This is a genomic window from Fusibacter sp. QWL-12 (assembly GCF_058683495.1).
Genome location: NZ_CM178745.1, coordinates 1,616,956 through 1,638,781, shown reverse-complemented (window position 1 = coordinate 1,638,781; position 21,826 = coordinate 1,616,956). Strand labels below are relative to the sequence as shown.

The window sequence follows — 21,826 nt, the reverse complement described above, 5'->3', positions numbered from 1 at the left end:
TAAATTATATTAGAAAATGTCTCAAATTAAAAGAAACAAACACCATATTTATGACCTACATAATTTTGGATAAATAAAAAATCATCCCCAAATAAATGGTGATGATTCTTTATTACGCCGTGCACTTAGCTTCGAGCAGATATCTACAGACGTTAACCTACCAGTTGACTCAAACCAGGCGACCCTACGGCACATAGATGGTCAAGTTTATCGCTGCTTCCTTCCGGACCTGACGAGGTTCACAAGTATCTATTGCGTAAGACCCAATTCTCAACATCACTTAATAGGCGCAGACTCTACAAATGGTGTCCTCAGCTAAGCATCAACCCTACTACAGCGGATTGTAGGTTACAAGGAACCGCTACCTCCCCGTCTAGCACGGCATAGCTTTATAAATATATGATTGGCGGAGAGAGCGGGACTCGAACCCGCGGGGCCATGACAGCCTTACACGCTTTCCAGGCGTGCCCCTTAGCCAACTCGGACATCTCTCCAAATTCTTATTTATTTCGCTTTTTCTTAAAAAAGTTTGTCATTAATGCCTTACATCGCTCTTCCAGTAGACCTGAATTAACTTGTACATAATGGTTCAAACCTTCAATTGAAAATAAGTTGAATTTTGATCCGAGTAAGCCAGCTTTCTCATCTTTTGATCCAAAATAAACTGCCCGTAACCGCGACTGAAATATAGCTCCAGAACACATCGGACAGGGTTCAATTGTAACATACATATCACACTCTGTCAATCGCCAGGTACCAAGTTTACGGCTTGCCTGTTGTATCGCATTTATCTCTGCATGACCAATTACTGATTCTTGAACTTCGCGCGTATTATGCCCTCGTGCAATTATGACCCCATCTTTCACAATTATAGCTCCAATAGGAACTTCATTCATAATAAGCGCTTTTTCAGCTTCATTAATCGCCTCAAGCATAAATTTCTCATGTTCATTATACATTTATATTAACCCCTTATAAATTAATGTTGCTGCCGAATGTTTAATTAAACAAAGCCCTGCAACTATTAAGTTACAAGGCTTTCATTCATTTTGGCGCACCCGAGATGATTTGAACATCCGACCTATCGCTTAGGAGTCAGTATAATCGGATTTGACCTTTTTTTTAACCTTATAAAATGTTGAAATTTCAACGTTTATGTATTTCATTTAAATAACTATTAATTTTTCATTTCCTTTTATTGGGGGGCATGGGGGGAACGACCATACCTATTTATTTTTGATATCATTTAACAATTCAATAATTCTTGCAAATCCTATTATTAATAATGAACCGATAATTAATGGAATTCCTGCACCTATAACTATTGGAATTGTTATTGCATTAAAAGATTCTTCTCCTACTCCTAACATAAATCCTAACATTGTTATTACTGGAATAAAAATCACTAAACCTATTATATATAATAAAGCTGCTATTAAATCTATTTTTTTTCCCATATTATCACCCCATATTCTTTTTTTGTATTTCTCTAAGCGTTTTTATCATTTTAACAGTTGATAAAAAATCAACCTTTGTTTCTGGTCTTAATGATCTATAAGTATCTATAATATATGATTCGTTTTCACTTAATGAACTTAAATCTTCTCTATTTCGACCAAACATATAATCAATTGATATATTAAAATAATCAGCTATTTTCAATAATATTTCATAATCTGGACGTGTTCTATTAGTCTCATAGCTGCTAATGTTTGCTTGAGTTATTCCTAATATTTTAGCTAATTCTTTTTGATTAATTCCTTTTTCATTTCTTAATTTTTTTATTAACTCACCATCAAACATATATCTGCTCCTTTAATATTTACGTTTCAATTATACCCTAATGTTGTAAAATTCAATAAATATACAACAAATGCAATTATTATTATTGATATGTTAATTTTATGTGATATAATATTAGCAAATCTAGTATTTAATTAATAAATTAATTATATTTGAGGACGGAAGTGCCACGAGAGGAGAATATTATGAGAAATAATATGTTAATTGAAAATTATTTAGAGTGTATTGAAAAATACGATTTAACTACATTTGAAGCTTTTAGTAGTTCATCCAGAATAGCTGCTATGTTACTTTCAGATTCTATTCAAGATGAAAGATTTAAAGATGCTAAAAAGTATTCTGACCTTTTTATTGAATTTAAATCTTTTTATTCTTCACTAGAGAAAGAGTGTTCTCATGAATAATCCTAAAATTGAAATTCCTATTATGATTACTACTAAATCTGAAGCAATTCTTGATCTAATTAAGTTACAACAAGATTTCACTAATAAAGGTGCTCAATTACATAATATCGATACATACTCATTTGAAGCACATCAACACAATCTAAAGGTTAAAGTTTCTTGGGACGGTTTTTATATCGTTTCTGAAATAATAATAAATTGAGGACGGAAGAGCCTTGAAAGGAGAATAACATGAATATTATTAAGACAGGTAAATTATTGGAAGTTAAAACGCTTCCTAAGAAAGACAACAAAGGTACGTACACTATCGCAAAGGTTTTGGTCGATGATGTTTTTGAAGTAGCTGAAATCTTCCTTAAAGAAGAACCCAAAAATTCATTTGTTGGCGATATTGTCGAACTTAGTATCAATGTACCACTTAGTGGACGCGACAAAGCAGTTAGTTGCTTCCTAAAGCAATAATGATAAATCCTATCAAAGTAGTTACATAGTGTAACTGACAAGTTAAGCCGGGTCTTGGAATCAAAACTCGGCAATAGTTTTAAGAGGTTGTTATGAAGAAAGTAATTATCTTATTTATTGTTCTTACATTTTTCATTATTGGTTTTAATTTATCTTTTTCTGTTACATATACTACTTATTTTACTAATTATGATGAGCTTTGTGATAATGCTGATTACTATATTTCTCTTTTCAATCCTACTTTAAACTTTGATATTTCTGATCGTAAAATTGTTATTTATAATGATGGAACTTATAAAGCAGTAGCAATTTATTCTATTGAAGGTCAAGCTGATACTTATGCTTTAATTCATCATTCTTTAACCAATGATGCTATTCAATTATATTTGAGAAATGTTAATTTATCTACTGAAATTAGATATGTCGTTTACTTTGAATATGACCCATTGGAACAGAACTACATTGTTTCTTCTGGACAAAATTTTGCTAAAACATTTTCAAATGAAATCTTTTTTCAAGCTGATTTTACTGTTATTAATAAAACTTCAACATCTGAAAATCTTAGTACTTCTCATCCTGATTTACCTTCTGATATTTCAGATGCTATGCCAACTAGTACTCCAGCTTATTATCTCAATATTACTGCTCCTGAAGATAACTATAAAACAACCTCAAAAGAAGTAGAAATTTTCATAAATTATTCTTTAAAACTTGATGGACCTGCTACTTCTAATTTTGGTCAAGATGCTCAAAATCCCGGTGATGGTATTCGACTTAGATTTGTTGATTTTGTAAATCTTGAATACACATATCTTAAAACCAATGAAAATGTAAAGGACTGGCGTACTCGATTAAGGACTTATAATTGGGATCCTGAAACACAAACTGCATCTGGTATTTATTCTGTTTTGATTCAGTTTAATTCTGATTTTTTAGGTAATGTTGATATTGAAATAGATGCAGGTCCAGAAGTTTCTGCACATCAAGGTGAATATCTTTTTGATCAAATTGATTTTGAAATCGTTGCTTTTGTAGATGAAAATAACGATGGTTTTGATGATAATACTAATGAACCTGAGTACGTAGAAAGACCACTACCAAATATAGGTGATTTTGTTGATATACCAACTAGTGATATGTATGATGATTCAATTCTTGGTCAAATGAAATATGGTTTTGATAAATTAATATATTTTATTCAATTACCATTTAAAGCTATTGGTTCTGCTGTCTTAATAATTAATAATTGGTTAAATGAATCTATGTCTTGGATGACATCTATTAGTAATTTATTTAAAGCTATTTTTGGTTTTTTACCTGATGAAGTATCTGGCTTTATCGTTGTTATTATTAGCGCTATTTTTATTTTTTCTATTTTTAAATTAGCTAGAGGTTAATATGATTGATTTTATTGGTCTTTTTATTAATTTTATATGGGCAAATCTACAGATTGAGATCCCTTTTAGAGATGATATATCTGTTAAGCTATGGCAATTATTTTTCTTTGCTATATTAGCTGCTATTTTTGTCAAACTCATCAAAATGAATATTTATAACGGAGGTAATAGTAAATGATTCCTCAATTGATTACTTTACTTAGAGAGATTATCGGTGAACCTCAGATATATAAAAACATATTTACTGATGCTGATATGAATGTAACAGAACAAATTGTTAATCAGTATGATCTTGAATATATTGTTGCTTCAATTATTCTTATTTTATTTTTCGTTGGTTTATTTATTCTTATCTCTAATTTTCAAAAGTCTTTTTCTAGGAGGGCAAAATGACTGAATCAGTTGTTAGTTGTGTTAATTTAGCTTTATATTTTGTTCAAGTTATTGCTCATGAAATTCCTAATACACCTTTTATTTTTTTAATGGCACTAGCAATAGTGTTGATTATATTTCAAAACATTTTTTCATTAGCAAATTTCCAAACAAATTCTAAAGAAAGGAGATAATATGGAAACTGGTATGACTACACTATTAACTTCATTTGGAGAAATCATTACTGCTGTAACTGGTTGGATTGGAAGCGTGGCAGCTGCTGTAATAGCAGAACCGATTTTACTCTTACCTTTTGGCCTTGGCGTACTTGGCGTTGTTGTTGGCCTTTTCAAAAAATTTGCTCACTAATCTTTAGCAATCATTCAGAGTGGACCTTATTGGTCCACTCATTACCATTAGGAGTATATTATGAAAACTATTAATTTTAAACTTGTAACAGTCTTTACACTTGTAATTATGGATTTCATGTTTACATATATCGGAATTGAACTTGGTATCATTATTGAAGGAAATCCTTTTATGATTTGGCTTTTTAATGTCAATTTTATCTATGCTTTGTTATTTAAAATTTTATATACTTCTTTACTTTTAGCAATCGTATCTTATTTTAATGATCACAATCGTAAATTTAATAATAAACTGATTAATATTTGTTTTTCTGCTTATGCAATTATCAATATTTTTCACATCTCAATTTTTTACACTTACTTTAATGGAGGCTTACTATGATTATTTTAATAATACTTGTATTAGCTTTTTTATTTTGGTTTTTTAAACCTCCTGCTCCTCGGGGAGTAGTTCTTTATTTTGCTAATGTTGGTACTGGTAAAACTACTTTTCTTTCTAAGCTGGCGATCCAGGAGCAGAAACGTATGGCTAAAGGTAAAAGTAAATATAAACATATTGTTAGTAATGCTTCTATTAGTGGAGTTACTCATTTTGATGATATACGAGCTTTAATGAAAAAAGGTGCATTACAGGATACTTTACTTTTAATTGACGAAGGTTCCATTGATTACAATAATAGAAAAATGAATTTAACTGAACTAGAAATTAGATGGTTTAAGTTAATTCGTCATTATCGCTGTACCACTGTTGTAGTATCTCAATCTTATAATGATATAGATGTGACTTTAAGACGACTTTATACTGAAATTTACCTTTTGAATTATCTTCCGTTTTTCACTTTAATTCGACCTATTCGTAAGTACGTTGGTATTGATGAAATGACAAATGACATCGTAGATAAATATCAGTTTCGTATATTTTTCTCATGGCGTGTATTTCTAAGACCTTTATACTTTAAACTTTTTAACTCATGGTGGATTCCAGAAGATATACCTATTCACGATCTATCGAAATTCGAGAAAATACCACCTCATATTAAAAGACCAATTTTTAAAAGACTTTTTACTACGATTAAAGAAGATGAGATTGAGACATTGTAATGTGGTGCCGCCTAAATCTTAGGTGGCACTGCATTACAGCAACACTAACTAAATTACCCTATATTCATAATCACTCTAATGAATGCCTTTCTATACTGGCTAACATGACCGAGTGAATTATTTTAATCTAATAAGCTGCGTAGCCCTATTTAGATTTAACCATATACGAGGGAGACAGGCATAACACAAAGAGCTCTGCAGTTCACTCTAGTTTACTAAGAAAGAAGGTGAAAAAATGACTGATGTATTTTTCGTTATCGCGTGTTTTATTTTAATATGCTATACAATCGCAGCTCTATTTGAACCTAGAAAACGGAAAGGAGATAGATCATGAGTTATTTAAAAAAATTTATTTGTATTGCTAAATGTCCAGAATTAGATATTGATGGTTCTAAACATTGTATCGCTACTGAAAATGAAACTAAGTTTGGTACTCCATATAATGTTGATTATTGTCCTTGTGGAAACGAAACTATTTGGAAGGAGATAGATCATGAAAGCAAAGAAATGTAAGTACTGCAATGGAACTGGTAAAACTATTAAGAAAGTTAATTTTAGCATTTATGATTATCCTAATATTCCTATGACTCAACATTTACCTTGTCCTAAGTGCTATGGCAAAGGAGTTAAGTCATGAATGAGTTATATTATTTTCTTACTTCTACCACAACGGTTTTTTGGTCTTTAGTATTTTTATTTTTCATAATTATTTTTTCAATATTGGTAATTTTAGATTATATTTTTTGACTTAAAAAGTCATTTCCCCCCGTCCTTGATATCATGGGGGGTCTAAAATACACCCTATCCCATTTAAAAAGAGGTATTTCAATGTTTCTACCCAATATAGACACTTTGGTATACACTGCACTACCACACAACTACAACAAAAGCATTGAGAAGCTGCTTGATCTATTAGAAGCAAACCAAGATTCTGCAAAGTTAAAACGTTCAAATGAGATTGTTACTCTTGGTACTGAAACCTTTGAACTATTACCAAATGGAGCTCGTAACTATAAGTACATACTTCATAATAGCAAGTATGAAATTAAGCTCCAGCAAATTTACAATGATAAATCTTCTAATTTTCCTATCTATGTAAAGCTTAAGTCTGAATTTTTATGGAATCTTAGAAATCAAGCTTATTATGAATCTATTCGATTTCTTGAGGAACTGTTTCACAAGATAGTCGACGTAAAAATATCTCGATGCGATTTATGTTGTCATACTGACAAAGTTAAAATGAATTCTTTAAAGCTTTCAAAATTTGTTACTCGCAGTACTTCAAAAGAGTTACATGTCGAAACAGCTGATAATGATACATCAGCTGAATTAATCAATAAGGCTCAAATATTTATGACTGGTCAAAATCTTACTGGTCTTAGTTTTGGTAAAAGTCCTATTCGGTTAAGAATTTATGACAAGAATTTAGAAATTATTCAGAGTAGTAAAAAGACTTGGTTTCAAGATATTTGGTCTGAACATGGTATCACTGAAACTGACATTGTAGTTAACGTTGAATTTCAACTTAATCGAGAGTTCATGAAAATTCATAAGATTGATACATACGAAGAACTCAACAATGAAATTAAATCGATTTGGATTTACTTAACTACCAAATGGATCCGTTATGTAAAATTAGATAATAAGCATAAATCTCGTTGTTCTACTGAAAAATTTTGGGATGATTTATCTCATGCTTATGATAATGACTGGCGTAGTATTAACGGTATTCAAAGACATAAACAAGTAGGTGCTTCTCGTGATCATTTACTTAATATGTTAAAGTGTTACATGGTTAATGATGCAGCTCACTTAGGAATTACTGATTTTACTGAATATGCTAGAGAAATGCTAGCTGATGTATATTTCTTACTTGATGAAAAGAATCAAGATTTTACACTTGAGGTTAATAAAAAACGTAGTTTGATTGGGGGATAATTTTATGAAATTTGTGGTTTTTTATAACATATTTAATTCTGATGCTATCGAAATTGAATATTTCGATTTAAATGAATTTATTTCATTTTTAAATAATAATCGTAATGTTTATATTATTGATATAAAAATTGAATAATTGGAGGACATATGTTTGAATTAATTTATTTAAAATGGAGTGACTTTGAAAATGAGTTAGTAGAAATTACTGTTGAATTTAAATCAGAAATTGAAGCTTATGATTTTATAGACAATATGACCAGTTTTAAGAAACTTATTCATGTAATTAAATTAACTTTTATGGGGGATATATGAAATTATACAACACTAAAAATGCTGCACTTGAATATGTTGATTGGCATAATTCTTATCCTTTTTTTTGGGGACCTTCAAAAAGACGAACAGATAAAAAAATATATATTTGTCAAAAGTATAATATTTCTATTCGTACACTTGAACGATACTTAAAGGCTCACTATGTATTAAATAAAAATAATCATAATTACTCATTAAAATAATGACGTAAATTACCTTCAGTCAAATTACGTCAATATCAGGAAAATAATACGTCAAATTTAGCGCTAGATTATAAGACAATTTAATATGGGGGATATATGAAATTATCAAAAGCTCTTGAAATGTTTGTTAATGAGAAACGTTCTGAAGGTGTATCAGATGCAACTGTAATTCATTATTTCCGAGATATAGGCTATTTTATCAACTTTACTAAAGATAAAGATATCGAATTATTATTACAACAAGACTTCATTCAATATCGATTATATCTTCTAAATAAGCAAAAGAACGATAATCACGATTTTAAACCAACTGGCGGAGATTTATCTAAAGAAACTATAAACTCTTATCTTAGAACTCTGAGAACGTTTATGAACTATCTTTTTGATTATGAGCTTATTCCTAAATTCAAAATTAAATTGCTTAAAGTACCTAAAAAAGTATTGGATATTCTTGAAGATCATGAAATTGACCAGATTATGAAATTACCCGAAAATGGTTGGACTCAGCAGAGAAATAAACTCATGATTTATATGATGTTAGATTCAGGTCTTAGAAAACAAGAAGTACTTAACCTTGAGATTTTTAATGTTGATGTGATCAATGACCTAATCCGTATCAAAGATAGTAAAGGTTCAAAAGATAGGAATGTACCTCTTGGTCGTATTACTAAGAAGCTATATTTGAAATACATAAATAATAGACCATTAACTTCTCATTGTAATGTATTCATTAATATAGATCGAGAGCCTATGACAGAATGGTCTATGAAAATGGTACTTCAAAGACTTCAAAAAAAATTAGAAATTCGACAATTTAATGCTCATTACTTTCGGCATACTTTCGCTACTAAATTCTTGATTAATCAAATTACACTTACTGGTGTATCTGATATTGAGCAACTTAGAGAGATTTTAGGGCATGAGTCAACTAGAGTCACCCGACAATATCTTCATTTAGCAAATCAATATTTGATAAAGACTCAACGGTATGGCATACTTACTAATGTTCAAAAGAACATGAATCGTAAAAAGTGACCTATACTCAATACTGAAAACTGAATAATTTAATACAAATAAAAAAAGCCCTGTAATCCACTGATTACAAGGCTTTAATACTATTTGGCGCACCCGAGATGATTTGAACATCCGACCTATCGCTTAGGAGGCGATTGCTCTATCCTCTGAGCTACGAGTGCGAATGACTATTTTGACTGACTACCAATAACATAATGATTTTCAAAATATATTTCAACGCGATTATTTTTTTCTTGATTTCCATAATCCTTGGAAATAGGATAATCGGTTCCATAACCATATACATTGATCATCGTCGCCTCTAGTCCATTTTGTACTAGAATTTCCTTAACACTATTAGCCATTTCTAGTGACTCAAGTTTAAGTTTATCACTGTTATTAAACTTTGGATACCCATTTATATATCCTGAAACTGCAATGACCTCATTGGGATACGACGAAAGCATTTCGAATATTGATTGTTGATCTTCACTACTTAAAACTAATTTTGACAGTTCATTATCATAGTAAATAATTAATTTAAATAATTTCAAATCCTCAAGATCATATACTGAATAGATATTTGACTGTGAGCCATCACCTTCCTGCTTATCTTCAGTAGATTCTTCGGTAGATTCTTCGGTAGATTCTTCAGTAAACACTTCTGTAGACTCATCACTTGAATCTGTAGCAGTTTCTAAAGTTATTGCTTCACTCGTATCTTCTTCTGTTGAGCTATCGGATGAACTATATTCTGAACTTCCTTCATCAGTTGTCGAACTCAATTCATTAACTGCTTGATCTCTAAAATAATTCAATATATAAAGGCCGGAATATATCCACCCAATCAAAAGAACTAAGATAAAAACAGTCAACACGATTTTACCTTTTCTCGTTAACTTATAATCTGCCATAAGCTATTTCTTCGGTTTTACAAACTCTACTAAATTGATGATTTTTTGAATTTCATATTCTATCATTGTATTCTGATCTTCTTGGAACTTTTTACGATTCTTGTTGATTTCTTTAATATCTTCAATTCTCTTTTCAAGTTCTCTAATCGTAGCATCATTTCGATTAAATACTTCTTGCGTTGTTGAAACGGTTTCTTCTAAAACCGTATTAAGTGAATCAATTCTCTTATAGGCGTCATTTAATAAATCATCTAAACTAATATTGGATACATTCATGATATTTAAGACTGTTTCTCTTTTAATATCAAGTGGTAAGTTCTCAGGTATCGCTTTAAGATAAACATCAGTCATAAAAATTGTCTTTTTTACTTCTGACTCAAGATGAGAATTACGATAAATTTCATCTATGGTCATTAGTTTATTTTTTTCATATGCACCAATAATTAAATCGAGCTTATCGCTAATATTTTTGGGAATATCATCAACGTCAATTTTAGCTTGAGTTTCTAGTACTTTCTCGCTTGAAATTTCATTTTGCTCAACTTTTTTTTCTTCTTTAACGTCTAAGTCCATGTGGGTCAAGTCCGGTACATAATCTGGTTCTGGAACATTATCTAAGTCAATGGCTTCGTTCGACTCTTCAATTCCGAATTCTTCTTCTTTTTGAGTATGTTCGATTAAACCCATTCTTTCGAAAATAGATTTTTTAGGTACCACAGCTTTATCCTCCTAATTAACTTGATTTATCTTGCTTTCAAGATATTGTATTTTTCCTCTATTGCTTTTTAATATACTTTTGTAAGACTCAATTATTTCATCTTTCTTTTGAACTTGCTTTTTTTTAATTTGTATTTGAGAACTTAGATAATCAATCATTTCCGTTAGATCGTCTATATACTCCTTTTTTAAATCATCAAGTTCATTTATACCACCTAATGAGCTTGAAGAATTGATTTCAATTGTGTCTTTTATAATATCAACACCAATATCATCGATGTATGTGATATTACTTCTTGTATGAATGTGATTCTTTAGAAGTTTTTTATTCTTATTTACTTTCTTGTAAATAGTTACTTTACTAACTCCTAACATTCTCGCTACTTCTATAACTCGATACATATACTACTCCACATATTTCTTCATCATTTGATATTGAAGTTTATTTAGCAATTCTACATCTTCAAGTAATTTTTCCTGGAATTTCTGAATCATTTCGTCTTTCAACTCCAGTTCAGAATCTAAATTATATAATTCATTTTTAAGTATTTCGACTTTATCGTACAGAATGTCTCTTTCTTTCTCAAATTTTGAAATACTCTTTATAGGCTTTACTTCAATCTTTTCAACCTGAATGATATCTTCATTCTTAGAAAAGAGAGTTTTCAGAATTTCAAATCCTCTTTCATCAAAATAAGTAACGCCATCGATCTTGGAAATATTCAAATCTAGTAAAGCTTTGTGAGTGATCATTTTTTCAAATATTTCAGTTTTTTCTACACCGATTAGCTCGGCTACATCACTTACCTTATACACAACAACCCCCCTATAGTTTACAGTAAATTAACTGTAAATTACTAAATTCGCTTATAAACTGGATTTGAACTATATATCTAATTCTACATAATCTAATACTTTTATTCAAATACTATTTTTATTTATCTCACTAAAATGAATTTAATATTAAAATAACGCCTTGATCCTTTGAATTCAATGCATATATATAAACACAGTAAACTTTACTAGTTTCCTATATATTATTTATATCCCTTATATATGATTTACAGATTCTACTTGAAACGCTTGAAATTACGTCATATTATTTACTAATACTGCTTAACAGCATCATTATTGATTATTTTAGATAATATAAAACATTCTTTTTTTTTTGAGTGTAAGAAAATTGACTATTTCTCCTTGTTAAATTGGCTCTTTCTGAAGTATTTAATCGACATAAGCATTTTTGTCTTTACATCATTAATAGAATTGTAAAATAGCTTAAGATATATCAAAAGTGTTGCATTTTGATACGTCTTAAGCTATGTTTCATTTTGAGTTAATTTAAAAATTCTTATTTGTGTATCATTTTGATACATTATTCTTTTTTTCTAACTTTCTATAGAGAGTGGATCTACCTATTCCCAGAACTTCTGCAGTTGCAGCTATATTTTCATCAAACTGTTTGTATACTCTTAAAATATAGTCAAGTTCGTATTCTTCAAGAGTTTTAATGCTAATTTCGTGATCAGAAATGTGCAATCGAACTTGGTCTAATTCAGTATTTGCAGGCAATTTAAGTGATTTTTCGAAATTTTGTACTGCATTCTTAAAGTTGGTCTTTTCTAAGTCCTCAGCTACCTTTTTAACAAATGAATTGGATGCTTTTATATTTCTCATCTCGATATATTTTCTTGCAAATGCGTTACTTTCTTCTTTAAAACAATTGCTGTTAACAAGGTTTACAGTACATAAAGATAACTTTGAGATTAGCTTTGTATATGCTTTAGATTCTGGCGCGTTAAGTTCGTTTTTTTCTGCGGTGTTAGCAGTTGACAATATCAACCCATTGCATTTGAAACCACTATAGTTAGGATGTATTTTCTGTGTGATTAATCCTTCGCTGTAAACAGTTAACACATTAAGAACTGATTCATTTAAATACTCTATGTTATCAATTATTACTGTATCATTTTGAGACAATACCCTTATAATATATTGCTCTTGTAACTTATAACTCAGCTCTTTAACATCAATATACCCAATGATCCCTTCTCTTCTCATAGCTAAGTACTGGCAAAGTGTTGTTTTACCTGAGCCTGGTGTTCCTTTTATCAGAAATGTATGCGTTTGGCTGATAAGACGATTAATTTTATACTCAAATTCATTGAAATAGCTTGGTTCATAATTGAAAAGATCGGATAAAGACAAATCCGTATTTATTTTTTTTTCTTCAGCTGGCATTACATCAAAATCTTCTTTACGATAATACTTATTAAGATTTTCAACAATTTTAACAACTTCATAATTTGTTATTTCGTCTTTTGATACTAAGGTTAAGGTGCCATAGCTGGTATTTCCATCACTTAAGTAAATACCATATGTGCAGTAGCCTGAAAGAACATCTAAAAAATGTTCGTCGTATTTAACTTGATAGTTTGCTTTTAATTTATTCGCAATATATCCAGCATTTGTGCCAATAAAAAGATCATCTATACTATTGATTTGCTTCAATGGATTATCTATCAATCTAGAATGGCATACATGTAGATTTTTATTTGCTAATAAATACTGAAATTTATTTGCAATAATTGAATCTATAAAATTTAGAAACTTCTTTTCAAAATTGCATTTTGATTCTGTAAAATTTCTCTTTATTTGATCCCCTGGATGCAAAGTTTGTAATTTACATTTATACCATGAGATTGCAATTTCTTTTTCAATTACATTTCTATTCAGTCTTCCAGTCTCGATGTATACACTTTTTATATCTTTTATTGACGTTTCCATAAAAACTCCTAGTTTCTTTCTAATCCCCGCTATTTAGACGCGTAGTCGATTTTAATCTCTTTTAATATAAAAATATAGGTCGTTATATAAAAATTGAATTTAAGGGCTATATTTTATACAAATTATACCAAATCTGATGCAAAATAATTAATTCCTTTACAAATAATCCTAACTTTTGCAGGCGTCCTACCCACCAAATTTCCATCAGCATTAATCCAGTACTTTTTTTCATCATTATCAATTTCAAGCTCATTTATTCTTGAATAAGTAACTTCTTCTACTTGATCAAGTTTGCCAGAATATATTTTTGACATTTCTTTCACGAATTTTAATTTGCCTACATTTTTAACTTTCACCATATCTAGGTAACCATCTTCTAAATTTGCATCAGGAAATATTTTCATACCTCCACCAAAATATTTGCCATTTCCAATTGCTACCAAAATCATTTTTTCTTTAATACTTTTACCAGAATATTTCAAACTTACTTCCGATGCTTTAAAAGTTAAACCTGCTTTCAATGTACTTAGCAAATAGGATCCTTGTCCTGGTATATATTTTTTAAGTCGATCCGTATCCTCAATTATTGGACCATCAATTCCAAAAGAACAAACATTTAAAAAATAGTAATTATTCACGACACCTACATCTATTGTTTTATACTCGTTTTCTATAATCGCATGAAAAATTTTATCCACGTCTCTATTCGAATCAATATTTCTTACAAAATCATTTCCAGTTCCCATTGGTATAATACCAATAGTTGGTTTATCTACTAATGGCAAAATAAAACCATTAATCAATTCAGAAAGAGTACCATCTCCTCCAACTGCAACAAATTCTCTGTAACCTTGATCATAATGATTTTTTACTTCGGTTATAATGTCTCCTTTAAACTTAGATATTAATATTTTGTAGCTGATTAAATGTCTATATTGAACTAACTTTTCGTTTATAATTGGTAATACTTCTTTAGTTTTACCATTTCCTGCAACAGGGTTTACGATAAAGAGAATATTCCTTGTATTCGGATTAAACTCTGTATTTATAAAAGAACTCATGGAATCTCCTAACATATTTTTTTTATATATGAAACATTCTATTGTATGTGTTTTATTTTATTTGCTGCTTCATTAAGAATACTGATATAGTCGACTAATTTTAACTATTCTTTATTTATGTTCTTGTATCTATATTACCCTATTAAGCACTAAATGTGTACCCAAATTCCTTTTTTTTATTTTCCTACTAAATCTTGTAGATGATCCTGTTTTCATTTTTAAAATCATTTTCTCTCATTTTAGTAAGCATAGATTTATGTCTTTTTACTTATTAAATGATCTAGATATTATCTTATTGATTTAGATCTTTAACTAAAAGATTTAAGTTATGCTTCTAAAAGACATGTAACTTTCACTCGAGCAATTACAAGTTATCAATTTCTTAATACCAATTAATATTTTATATGAGTTTTTAATTAATATTATGGGTAATCTTTTAATTTTGTATGTGCTTTCCACTTTGATTTTTTTCATATTTTTCAGTATTTTATAATTGGAGTTACCTCTCAATCATATCAAACTTACAAATTTGTTTTAAATAATCTGTTATTGGTCTTCTTAATTACTTTTCTCGATTTAGTCATAAATTTTGTTATTAAGATTACTGCTTTTCCAATATATTGACATTATTTTTTTTTGATATTTTTCTCTATTTAGTTTTATTTGATTTGACATGCTATCCTATATATTCGGTTTTATTATCAATCTGAGTCAAATATAGGGGTTTTTTGAATGTTTCACGTGAAACATTCTATTTTTTTCATATAAGCACTCTCATCTTGAATCAAAATAGTACAAAAATCTGATTTTGTATAAGCAAATAGATATTTAGTGCTTTTGTCCTAATTATCATAGATAATTAACACAAGATAGGACTAATTTGATACATTCTAACCTATTGATAATTAGATATATCGTTTTGACAGTATTAAAATTTCCAAGACATAGTTTAAAATGAAATGGCTTATATTAAATATTGTATTATACTATAAATAGTGTGTGATATTATAAATGCTATATACTTAACTTTAAACGGATCTTACTGGAATGACGTACATCACCTATGAATCACCATGAATTAATTGTAAATGAAAAATTAATGTTATGAATATGATTATAGATTTTAATTGCACATCGATATTTAAATACCACATTATGTACAAATGTTGATAAGTATACTCTAGATAGTAAAAAAAATAGATGTTTCACGTGAAACATCTATTTTTTCTGTATTAAATCAAGTATTCTATTTAGATCATCGTAATTATAAAAATCGATTGAAATTTTTCCTTTTCCATCACGCTCTTTAATATTTACCTTAGTTCCAACATAAACAGATAATTCATCCTCGATCGATGAGATTTCTCTATTTTTAACAGGTTTTGCCTTACTTGTAGCCGCCTTAAAATAATTATCATAATTTTTAACGATATCCTCAGTCTGTCTAACACTTAAAGAATCAGATAAAATTAAATCAAAAACATTTTTTCTCTTCTTTTCATGATCTAATGCAAGCAAAGCACGACCGTGACCACTAGATATAGATTTTAAAACGATGCCATCCTTAATAAAATCGTCTAATTTAAGGAGTCTCATAGTATTCGTTATATGTACACGAGACTTTCCTGCTATTTTACTCATTTTCTCTTGAGTAATACTATATTCCTCAATTAAACGTGTATATGCCATAGCTTCTTCAATAGGATTTAAATCTTCACGCTGTAAATTTTCTATCAAAGCAAGCTGCGCAATGGTTGATTCATCTACATTTTTAATAATCGATGGCACTTTTTTTAAATTTAGATACTTACAAGCTCGCCATCTTCTTTCACCTGCAATAATCTCGTATACATTACCCTTTTTTTGAAGCACAATCGGCTGCATTAAACCGTGCTCATCAATAGACTCAGATAAGGATATGATTTTTTCCATATCAAAATGTTTTCTAGGTTGATCCTTATTAGGCATAATTAGATTAATATCAACCTCATGGATTAACTCACCCGTCTCAGTTACTTTACTTTCGATGCTTTCAAAAGTTTCGTTAGGTATCAATGCCCCTAGCCCTCTTCCCAAACCACTCTTCTTTACACTCATAATTACTCCTCTTCTAAGTTAAGAAATTCATCCGCTAAATCCAAGTAAGCTTCTGCACCTTTAGATTTTCTATCGTAGTGTATTATTGGTAAACCAAAACTAGGAGCTTCTGCTAATCGAATATTTCTAGGTACAATCGTAGCATAAACCAAATGCTTAAAATGTTTTTTAACTTCATCCACGACTTGAATGGATAGATTGGTTCTACCATCAAACATACTTAATAGTACACCCTGAATCTCCAAATTTGGATTAATACTTCTCTTAACCAAATTATACGTATTTACAAGCTGACTTACACCTTCAAGAGCATAATACTCACACTGGATAGGAATAATGACACTATCAACAGCGACAAGTGCATTGATTGTAAGCATGCCCAGAGAAGGGGGGCAATCTACAATAATATAATCATACTGATCTTTAACTTTTAAAAGTTGATTTTTCAATAAAAACTCTCTATTCTCAAACTCAATCAATTCAATCTCTGCACCAGCTAAGTCCATACTACCTGGTAAGATATCTAAGTTCTCAAAAGCAGTATTTATAATAACTTCCCTAATATCATTTTCTCCAAGAAGTACATTATATATGGTCATTTCAAGACTCTTTTTATCTATTCCAACACCACTAGATAAATTACCTTGAGGGTCATTATCAATTAAAAGAACCTTTTTTCCCTTTTCAGCTAAGGCAGCTGAAAAATTTACGGCAGTAGTTGTTTTGCCTACGCCGCCTTTTTGGTTAAAAATAGCTATTGCCTTGCTCATATAACCTCCTTTTGAGAATACTAGTAATATTATACACTAGTTGCACAATAAAAAAAAACCCTAAAAAGGGTTTAAACTATGTTTTAATCGTTATAAAGGTGATTTCTTAGGAATGCCCGGTTTTCTAGGGTATTTTTTGTCAATTTTTCCCATTTTTTGAATCACTAAAATATCTCTAGTTCCCATTTCAAAAGGCAAATCATATGATTTGATATCCACTAAAGAAGATTTCATTAATGATAATGCATTTTTGGCTTCATCCAGTTCAGTTTTAGTCTTTAAGCTTTTGTATGCATAAAACATACCTCCAACTTTTACAAAAGGCATAACCAACTCTAAAAGTAATCTCAACTCAGCAACCGCTCTTGAAACTGCAAAATCATAAGACTCTCTATACAACTTATCTTGTCCAAAATCTTCAGCGCGACCATGAACAAATTTAGTCTGAGTAAAATGTAAACTTTGACTAACCATTTCTAAAAAGTTAATTCGCTTATTTAAAGAATCTAATCCAGTAACCTTTAAACTAGGAGCCATGATTTTTAAAGGCAGTGAAGGAAAACCAGCACCTGTTCCTATATCAATCATTGACTTTTCACTTAAATCAATATCAGAAGAGAGAAGTAATATTGAATCTAAAAAATGCTTCACATATACTTCCTTTTCTTCAGTAATTGCAGTAAGATTATACTTTTCATTTTCAGTAATTAACAAATCATAGTATTTTTTAAATTGAGTGACTTGAATTTCATTTAAATCAAATCCATAAGAACGTATTAAATCAATCATTATTCTTCCTCTTGTACTGTTCAATATAAACTAATAATACTGAGATATCAGCTGGTGAAACACCAGAAATCCTAGAAGCCTGTCCGATAGATGCAGGCCTGATTTCATCCAGTTTTTGTCTAGCTTCCAAGCGTAGATTGTCTACAGAACTGTAAATAATACCATCTGGAATTAATTTTTCTTCTAATGCTTTGAACTTTTCAACTTGAGCCAATTGCTTTTTAATATACCCTTCATATTTAACACTTACTTCAACTTGTTTCATAACATCAATTGGTAAATCAGATGGTCGAGTTGTATCTATATCTGATAGATGATCATAGTGAATTTCAGGGCGCTTCAGCAAATCAACAATTTTTATACCATGTACAATCGTTGGAATTTGAAGCTCTTCCAATATTGGATTAACAAGGTCTGCTTTAAGTGTCGTAGTGGATATGCGCGTCATTTCAACTTCAATATTTTGCATTTTTTCTTTAAATCTAAAATAACGTTCCTCAGTAGCTAAACCAATTTGATAGCTCTTTTCAGTTAAACGCTTATCAGCATTATCTTGTCTAAGCAACAACCTATACTCAGCACGAGAAGTCATCATTCTATATGGCTCATCCGTACCTTTAGTTACCAAATCATCAATTAATACACCAATATAGGCTTCTGAACGATCAAGTATAAATGGTGGCTCACCTTTAACTTTTAAAGCCGCATTTATACCTGCGATAATGCCCTGAGCTGCAGCTTCTTCATAACCAGAAGTTCCATTAAATTGACCTGCCGAAAATAAATTTTGCACTGACTTAACTTCCAAAGTCAAATTTAAATCAAGCGGATCAATACAATCATATTCAATAGCGTAAGCTGGGCGCATAATTTCGCATCGTTTAAGTCCAGGTATTGTACGCATAAAAGCGAGTTGAACATCCTCAGACATACTAGTCGACATACCTTGTACATACATCTCATGTGTATCTCTGCCTTCGGGCTCTATAAATAATTGATGTCTTTCTTTATCTGTAAAACGTATTAATTTAGTTTCAATTGATGGACAATACCTAGGGCCAGTACCTTCAATTGTACCAGTGAATAAACCGGATTTATCTAAATTATTTAATATTACTTCATGTGTGTTCTTATTGGTATAGGTCAACCAACAAGGTAGCTCATCAAGTTCAATGTGATCATTCATAAAGGAAAACAGTTCGTAATTTTTATCTCCCCACTGAATTTCCATCTCATCATAATCTAAAGTTCTCGCATCAATCCTTGCAGGTGTTCCAGTTTTAAATCTTCTCAGATTAAAATGATGAGCATTCATATTTTGAGCCAAATCATATGAGCCAGAAAGGCCATTTGGACCACTATTTAAAATGGCATCTCCAATAAAGATCTTACTTCCAAGGTAAGTTCCAGTCGCTAAAACAACAACTTTCGCCAAATATCTCGCTCCCGTCTGAGTGACAACACCTTTTACAGTATGGTCTTCAATTATTAGCTCTTTGACTTCACCCTGCTTTACAAATAGATTATCCGTATTTTCTAAAACACGTTTCATTTCAGTATGATATTTATTTTTATCTGCTTGTGCTCTAAGCGAATGAACCGCAGGACCTTTTGAACTGTTTAACATTTTGCTTTGAACAAATGAACGATCTATATTTAGACCCATTTCTCCACCCAAAGCATCTATTTCCTTAACCAAATGACCTTTACCAGTTCCACCAATTGATGGATTACATGGCATCATAGCAATAGAATCTAAATTAATAGACAATATTAAAGTTTTGACACCCATTCTTGCACTTGCCAAAGCAGCTTCGACTCCTGCGTGACCTGCACCAACGACGATACAATCATATTGACCTGCATCATAAGTTCTTACCATTTATTTCTCCTTATCGAACCACAATACATTTGTGGAAAATCTAAAACCCAATCGTTATAGATTATTATTTTCCTAAACAGAAATTACTAAATATTGAATTTAATAAATCCTTTTCAACCGCCTCACCAGTAATATTACCTAGATGAGTAATACTATCTTTTATATCAACTTCAATAAAATCGTAAGGCATTCTATCATTTGCAGCACTAATTGCATCAACAATGTTATTATATGCTAAGTTCAACAAAGCTATATGTCTTGAATTACTTACGATCTCATCATTATTAATTTCAAATTGCTTACCAAATACTATCTCCTGTATTGATTTTTCAACGTCTTCAATACCTTGATCTAATTCAAGAGAGGTTTTTATAACAATTTTATCTTCAAAATGATTTTTAATATATGCTTCATCAATTACGATTTCTAAATCCGTCTTATTAATGATAATGAGAGCGTGACGATCCTTTACCAACTCCATCAACATCAAATCTTCATCCGTTAAAGCTTCAGATGCATTGAGCATAAAAATAATTAAATCGGCTTCATTAAAAGCACTCTTAGACCTTTCAACGCCTATCTTTTCGACAATATCAGCAGTCTCTCTAATACCAGCTGTATCGATTAATTTAATAGGTATACCGCCAATATTCATAAATTCTTCTATTAAATCGCGCGTCGTACCCGCAATTTCTGTAACAATCGCTCTAGAATCCCTTAAAAGTGCATTCATTAAGCTAGATTTTCCAACGTTAGGTTTACCAATAATAGCAGTTTTTAACCCTTCTCGGATGATTTTACCATTTTCAGCATTTGCCAACAATTGTTTTAAAGCATTTTTTACAACGGTTAACTCATTAATAATCTGTTTGTAGGTAATATCTTCTATGTCTTCCTCTGGATAATCAATTCCAACTTCAATCTGAGCCATTGTTGCTATTAATTGGTTACGAGTCGACTTTATTTTTCTTGATAAAACGCCCTCCAGTTGATTCATAGCTACTGAAAATCCAGTTTTAGTCTTAGCACTAATTAAATCCATGATTGACTCTGCTTGAGCTAAATCAATTCGTCCATTTAGAAAAGCACGCTGTGTAAACTCACCTTTTTCAGCGAGTCTTGCACCTTTTTGAATACACAATGATAACACTTCTTTGACAGACAGTATACCACCGTGGCAATTGATTTCAACCATATCTTCTTTCGTATAAGTTTTAGGTGCAAACATTTTTACTGCCATGACTTCATCTACAATTTGATCATCATTCATTATATGGCCATACACAAGCTCTCTATGATTTGATAAAACTTGGCTTGACTTAAATATTGATTCTAAAATTCCAAATGATTCAGGACCACTCATTCTAACGATACCGATTGCACCTTCACCTATAGGCGTAGATATTGCAACTATTGTATCTGTTATCATATCTTT

The 21,826-nt window shown here is 30.4% G+C and carries 30 protein-coding genes, 2 tRNA genes and 1 other RNA gene; 16 read left to right on the top strand and 17 right to left on the bottom strand.

What is annotated here, in order from left to right; all coding sequences use genetic code 11:
* Positions 1–117 precede the first annotated feature (117 nt).
* From ffs to AC4PID_RS08250, 5 genes are all read right to left on the bottom strand, one after another.
* Positions 118–382, bottom strand: an RNA gene (gene ffs, locus AC4PID_RS08270) — signal recognition particle sRNA large type.
* A 22-nt stretch (positions 383–404) separates the two neighbouring features.
* Positions 405–494: transfer RNA gene (locus tag AC4PID_RS08265), tRNA-Ser, on the bottom strand.
* 6 nt (positions 495–500) lie between these two features.
* On the bottom strand, positions 501–959 hold the full coding sequence (locus AC4PID_RS08260; RefSeq protein WP_492135094.1) for a nucleoside deaminase: 459 nt from the start codon (positions 957–959) through the stop codon (positions 501–503).
* 267 nt (positions 960–1,226) lie between these two features.
* Positions 1,227–1,457: a hypothetical protein gene (locus AC4PID_RS08255; RefSeq protein ID WP_492135093.1), complete on the bottom strand. Its 231-nt coding sequence runs from the start codon at positions 1,455–1,457 to the stop codon at positions 1,227–1,229.
* A gap of 4 nt (positions 1,458–1,461) precedes the next feature.
* Positions 1,462–1,803: a helix-turn-helix domain-containing protein gene (locus AC4PID_RS08250; RefSeq protein ID WP_492135092.1), complete on the bottom strand. Its 342-nt coding sequence runs from the start codon at positions 1,801–1,803 to the stop codon at positions 1,462–1,464.
* A gap of 185 nt (positions 1,804–1,988) precedes the next feature.
* Between AC4PID_RS08250 and AC4PID_RS08245 the strand changes: the two genes are divergently transcribed.
* From AC4PID_RS08245 to AC4PID_RS08170, 16 genes are all read left to right on the top strand, one after another.
* Positions 1,989–2,207, top strand: coding sequence for a hypothetical protein (locus AC4PID_RS08245; protein ID WP_492135091.1), 219 nt, complete (start codon positions 1,989–1,991; stop codon positions 2,205–2,207).
* The gene (locus tag AC4PID_RS08240) at positions 2,200–2,409 is read left to right on the top strand and encodes a hypothetical protein (protein WP_492135090.1); all 210 of its coding nucleotides are present in this window, start codon (positions 2,200–2,202) and stop codon (positions 2,407–2,409) included. The genes AC4PID_RS08245 and AC4PID_RS08240 overlap by 8 nt, the downstream gene beginning before the upstream one ends.
* A 29-nt stretch (positions 2,410–2,438) precedes the next feature.
* Complete coding sequence (locus AC4PID_RS08235; protein WP_492135089.1) at positions 2,439–2,669, top strand: hypothetical protein; 231 nt, start codon at positions 2,439–2,441, stop codon at positions 2,667–2,669.
* Positions 2,670–2,761: 92 nt separating this feature from the next.
* The gene (locus tag AC4PID_RS08230; protein ID WP_492135088.1) at positions 2,762–4,066 is read left to right on the top strand and encodes a hypothetical protein; all 1,305 of its coding nucleotides are present in this window, start codon (positions 2,762–2,764) and stop codon (positions 4,064–4,066) included.
* A 1-nt stretch (position 4,067) separates the two neighbouring features.
* The gene (locus AC4PID_RS08225; protein WP_492135087.1) at positions 4,068–4,244 is read left to right on the top strand and encodes a hypothetical protein; all 177 of its coding nucleotides are present in this window, start codon (positions 4,068–4,070) and stop codon (positions 4,242–4,244) included.
* Positions 4,241–4,459: a hypothetical protein gene (locus AC4PID_RS08220; protein WP_492135086.1), complete on the top strand. Its 219-nt coding sequence runs from the start codon at positions 4,241–4,243 to the stop codon at positions 4,457–4,459. Before AC4PID_RS08225 ends, AC4PID_RS08220 begins: the two co-directional genes overlap by 4 nt.
* Positions 4,456–4,632 carry a hypothetical protein gene (locus tag AC4PID_RS08215; protein WP_492135085.1) on the top strand — a complete coding sequence of 59 codons (177 nt, stop codon included), beginning with the start codon at positions 4,456–4,458 and terminating at the stop codon, positions 4,630–4,632. Before AC4PID_RS08220 ends, AC4PID_RS08215 begins: the two co-directional genes overlap by 4 nt.
* 1 nt (position 4,633) lies before the next feature.
* Complete coding sequence (locus AC4PID_RS08210; RefSeq protein ID WP_492135084.1) at positions 4,634–4,807, top strand: hypothetical protein; 174 nt, start codon at positions 4,634–4,636, stop codon at positions 4,805–4,807.
* 60 nt (positions 4,808–4,867) lie between these two features.
* Complete coding sequence (locus tag AC4PID_RS08205) at positions 4,868–5,188, top strand: DUF5658 family protein (protein ID WP_492135083.1); 321 nt, start codon at positions 4,868–4,870, stop codon at positions 5,186–5,188.
* Positions 5,185–5,907: a zonular occludens toxin domain-containing protein gene (locus AC4PID_RS08200; protein ID WP_492135082.1), complete on the top strand. Its 723-nt coding sequence runs from the start codon at positions 5,185–5,187 to the stop codon at positions 5,905–5,907. The genes AC4PID_RS08205 and AC4PID_RS08200 overlap by 4 nt, the downstream gene beginning before the upstream one ends.
* A gap of 330 nt (positions 5,908–6,237) precedes the next feature.
* Positions 6,238–6,420, top strand: a complete 183-nt coding sequence (locus AC4PID_RS08195; RefSeq protein ID WP_492135081.1) for a hypothetical protein — start codon at positions 6,238–6,240, stop codon at positions 6,418–6,420.
* A 315-nt stretch (positions 6,421–6,735) separates the two neighbouring features.
* Positions 6,736–7,845, top strand: a complete 1,110-nt coding sequence (locus AC4PID_RS08190) for a hypothetical protein (RefSeq protein ID WP_492135080.1) — start codon at positions 6,736–6,738, stop codon at positions 7,843–7,845.
* 4 nt (positions 7,846–7,849) lie between these two features.
* A complete protein-coding gene (locus tag AC4PID_RS08185) occupies positions 7,850–7,981 on the top strand; it encodes a hypothetical protein (RefSeq protein WP_492135079.1) in 132 nt (43 codons plus the stop codon).
* 11 nt (positions 7,982–7,992) lie between these two features.
* Complete coding sequence (locus tag AC4PID_RS08180) at positions 7,993–8,157, top strand: hypothetical protein (protein ID WP_492135078.1); 165 nt, start codon at positions 7,993–7,995, stop codon at positions 8,155–8,157.
* A complete protein-coding gene (locus AC4PID_RS08175) occupies positions 8,154–8,360 on the top strand; it encodes a hypothetical protein (protein WP_492135077.1) in 207 nt (68 codons plus the stop codon). The genes AC4PID_RS08180 and AC4PID_RS08175 overlap by 4 nt, the downstream gene beginning before the upstream one ends.
* A 96-nt stretch (positions 8,361–8,456) precedes the next feature.
* Positions 8,457–9,395: a tyrosine-type recombinase/integrase gene (locus AC4PID_RS08170; RefSeq protein ID WP_492135076.1), complete on the top strand. Its 939-nt coding sequence runs from the start codon at positions 8,457–8,459 to the stop codon at positions 9,393–9,395.
* Between the two features lie 85 nt (positions 9,396–9,480).
* Here AC4PID_RS08170 and AC4PID_RS08165 read toward each other — a convergent pair.
* The 12 genes from AC4PID_RS08165 to mnmE all read right to left on the bottom strand — a co-directional run bounded on the left by AC4PID_RS08165 (position 9,481) and on the right by mnmE (position 21,820).
* A tRNA-Arg gene (locus tag AC4PID_RS08165) sits at positions 9,481–9,556 on the bottom strand.
* Between the two features lie 6 nt (positions 9,557–9,562).
* Positions 9,563–10,288, bottom strand: a complete 726-nt coding sequence (locus AC4PID_RS08160; protein WP_492135075.1) for an OmpA family protein — start codon at positions 10,286–10,288, stop codon at positions 9,563–9,565.
* Positions 10,289–10,291: 3 nt separating this feature from the next.
* Complete coding sequence (locus tag AC4PID_RS08155; RefSeq protein WP_492135074.1) at positions 10,292–11,005, bottom strand: hypothetical protein; 714 nt, start codon at positions 11,003–11,005, stop codon at positions 10,292–10,294.
* A 12-nt stretch (positions 11,006–11,017) separates the two neighbouring features.
* Positions 11,018–11,407: a hypothetical protein gene (locus AC4PID_RS08150; RefSeq protein ID WP_492135073.1), complete on the bottom strand. Its 390-nt coding sequence runs from the start codon at positions 11,405–11,407 to the stop codon at positions 11,018–11,020.
* A gap of 3 nt (positions 11,408–11,410) precedes the next feature.
* Positions 11,411–11,821: a hypothetical protein gene (locus tag AC4PID_RS08145; protein WP_492135072.1), complete on the bottom strand. Its 411-nt coding sequence runs from the start codon at positions 11,819–11,821 to the stop codon at positions 11,411–11,413.
* 546 nt (positions 11,822–12,367) lie between these two features.
* Positions 12,368–13,792 (bottom strand): helix-turn-helix domain-containing protein, encoded by a 1,425-nt coding sequence (locus AC4PID_RS08140; RefSeq protein WP_492135071.1) that lies wholly within the window; start codon positions 13,790–13,792, stop codon positions 12,368–12,370.
* Between the two features lie 122 nt (positions 13,793–13,914).
* A complete protein-coding gene (locus AC4PID_RS08135; protein ID WP_492135070.1) occupies positions 13,915–14,853 on the bottom strand; it encodes a diacylglycerol/lipid kinase family protein in 939 nt (312 codons plus the stop codon).
* A gap of 1,218 nt (positions 14,854–16,071) precedes the next feature.
* On the bottom strand, positions 16,072–16,950 hold the full coding sequence (locus tag AC4PID_RS08130) for a ParB/RepB/Spo0J family partition protein (protein ID WP_492135069.1): 879 nt from the start codon (positions 16,948–16,950) through the stop codon (positions 16,072–16,074).
* A 2-nt stretch (positions 16,951–16,952) separates the two neighbouring features.
* The gene (locus AC4PID_RS08125) at positions 16,953–17,720 is read right to left on the bottom strand and encodes a ParA family protein (RefSeq protein ID WP_492135068.1); all 768 of its coding nucleotides are present in this window, start codon (positions 17,718–17,720) and stop codon (positions 16,953–16,955) included.
* 90 nt (positions 17,721–17,810) lie between these two features.
* Positions 17,811–18,509, bottom strand: a complete 699-nt coding sequence (gene rsmG, locus AC4PID_RS08120; protein ID WP_492135067.1) for a 16S rRNA (guanine(527)-N(7))-methyltransferase RsmG — start codon at positions 18,507–18,509, stop codon at positions 17,811–17,813.
* Complete coding sequence (gene mnmG, locus AC4PID_RS08115; protein WP_492135066.1) at positions 18,502–20,391, bottom strand: tRNA uridine-5-carboxymethylaminomethyl(34) synthesis enzyme MnmG; 1,890 nt, start codon at positions 20,389–20,391, stop codon at positions 18,502–18,504. Before mnmG ends, rsmG begins: the two co-directional genes overlap by 8 nt.
* A gap of 64 nt (positions 20,392–20,455) precedes the next feature.
* Positions 20,456–21,820: a tRNA uridine-5-carboxymethylaminomethyl(34) synthesis GTPase MnmE gene (gene mnmE, locus AC4PID_RS08110; protein ID WP_492135065.1), complete on the bottom strand. Its 1,365-nt coding sequence runs from the start codon at positions 21,818–21,820 to the stop codon at positions 20,456–20,458.
* Positions 21,821–21,826 lie beyond the last annotated feature (6 nt).

Coding starts and splice junctions, on each gene's coding strand:
- AC4PID_RS08235 (WP_492135089.1), top strand. CDS start 2,439: ATGAATATTATTAAGACAGGTAAATTATTGGAAGTTAAAACGCTTCCT.
- AC4PID_RS08125 (WP_492135068.1), bottom strand. CDS start 17,720: ATGAGCAAGGCAATAGCTATTTTTAACCAAAAAGGCGGCGTAGGCAAA.
- AC4PID_RS08215 (WP_492135085.1), top strand. CDS start 4,456: ATGACTGAATCAGTTGTTAGTTGTGTTAATTTAGCTTTATATTTTGTT.
- rsmG (WP_492135067.1), bottom strand. CDS start 18,509: ATGATTGATTTAATACGTTCTTATGGATTTGATTTAAATGAAATTCAA.
- AC4PID_RS08225 (WP_492135087.1), top strand. CDS start 4,068: ATGATTGATTTTATTGGTCTTTTTATTAATTTTATATGGGCAAATCTA.
- mnmG (WP_492135066.1), bottom strand. CDS start 20,391: ATGGTAAGAACTTATGATGCAGGTCAATATGATTGTATCGTCGTTGGT.
- AC4PID_RS08240 (WP_492135090.1), top strand. CDS start 2,200: ATGAATAATCCTAAAATTGAAATTCCTATTATGATTACTACTAAATCT.
- AC4PID_RS08260 (WP_492135094.1), bottom strand. CDS start 959: ATGTATAATGAACATGAGAAATTTATGCTTGAGGCGATTAATGAAGCT.
- AC4PID_RS08205 (WP_492135083.1), top strand. CDS start 4,868: ATGAAAACTATTAATTTTAAACTTGTAACAGTCTTTACACTTGTAATT.
- AC4PID_RS08195 (WP_492135081.1), top strand. CDS start 6,238: ATGAGTTATTTAAAAAAATTTATTTGTATTGCTAAATGTCCAGAATTA.
- AC4PID_RS08170 (WP_492135076.1), top strand. CDS start 8,457: ATGAAATTATCAAAAGCTCTTGAAATGTTTGTTAATGAGAAACGTTCT.
- AC4PID_RS08230 (WP_492135088.1), top strand. CDS start 2,762: ATGAAGAAAGTAATTATCTTATTTATTGTTCTTACATTTTTCATTATT.
- AC4PID_RS08140 (WP_492135071.1), bottom strand. CDS start 13,792: ATGGAAACGTCAATAAAAGATATAAAAAGTGTATACATCGAGACTGGA.
- AC4PID_RS08150 (WP_492135073.1), bottom strand. CDS start 11,407: ATGTATCGAGTTATAGAAGTAGCGAGAATGTTAGGAGTTAGTAAAGTA.
- AC4PID_RS08160 (WP_492135075.1), bottom strand. CDS start 10,288: ATGGCAGATTATAAGTTAACGAGAAAAGGTAAAATCGTGTTGACTGTT.
- AC4PID_RS08210 (WP_492135084.1), top strand. CDS start 4,634: ATGGAAACTGGTATGACTACACTATTAACTTCATTTGGAGAAATCATT.
- mnmE (WP_492135065.1), bottom strand. CDS start 21,820: ATGATAACAGATACAATAGTTGCAATATCTACGCCTATAGGTGAAGGT.
- AC4PID_RS08130 (WP_492135069.1), bottom strand. CDS start 16,950: ATGAGTGTAAAGAAGAGTGGTTTGGGAAGAGGGCTAGGGGCATTGATA.
- AC4PID_RS08190 (WP_492135080.1), top strand. CDS start 6,736: ATGTTTCTACCCAATATAGACACTTTGGTATACACTGCACTACCACAC.
- AC4PID_RS08220 (WP_492135086.1), top strand. CDS start 4,241: ATGATTCCTCAATTGATTACTTTACTTAGAGAGATTATCGGTGAACCT.
- AC4PID_RS08250 (WP_492135092.1), bottom strand. CDS start 1,803: ATGTTTGATGGTGAGTTAATAAAAAAATTAAGAAATGAAAAAGGAATT.
- AC4PID_RS08135 (WP_492135070.1), bottom strand. CDS start 14,853: ATGAGTTCTTTTATAAATACAGAGTTTAATCCGAATACAAGGAATATT.
- AC4PID_RS08255 (WP_492135093.1), bottom strand. CDS start 1,457: ATGGGAAAAAAAATAGATTTAATAGCAGCTTTATTATATATAATAGGT.
- AC4PID_RS08175 (WP_492135077.1), top strand. CDS start 8,154: ATGAAATTATACAACACTAAAAATGCTGCACTTGAATATGTTGATTGG.
- AC4PID_RS08200 (WP_492135082.1), top strand. CDS start 5,185: ATGATTATTTTAATAATACTTGTATTAGCTTTTTTATTTTGGTTTTTT.
- AC4PID_RS08180 (WP_492135078.1), top strand. CDS start 7,993: ATGTTTGAATTAATTTATTTAAAATGGAGTGACTTTGAAAATGAGTTA.
- AC4PID_RS08245 (WP_492135091.1), top strand. CDS start 1,989: ATGAGAAATAATATGTTAATTGAAAATTATTTAGAGTGTATTGAAAAA.
- AC4PID_RS08185 (WP_492135079.1), top strand. CDS start 7,850: ATGAAATTTGTGGTTTTTTATAACATATTTAATTCTGATGCTATCGAA.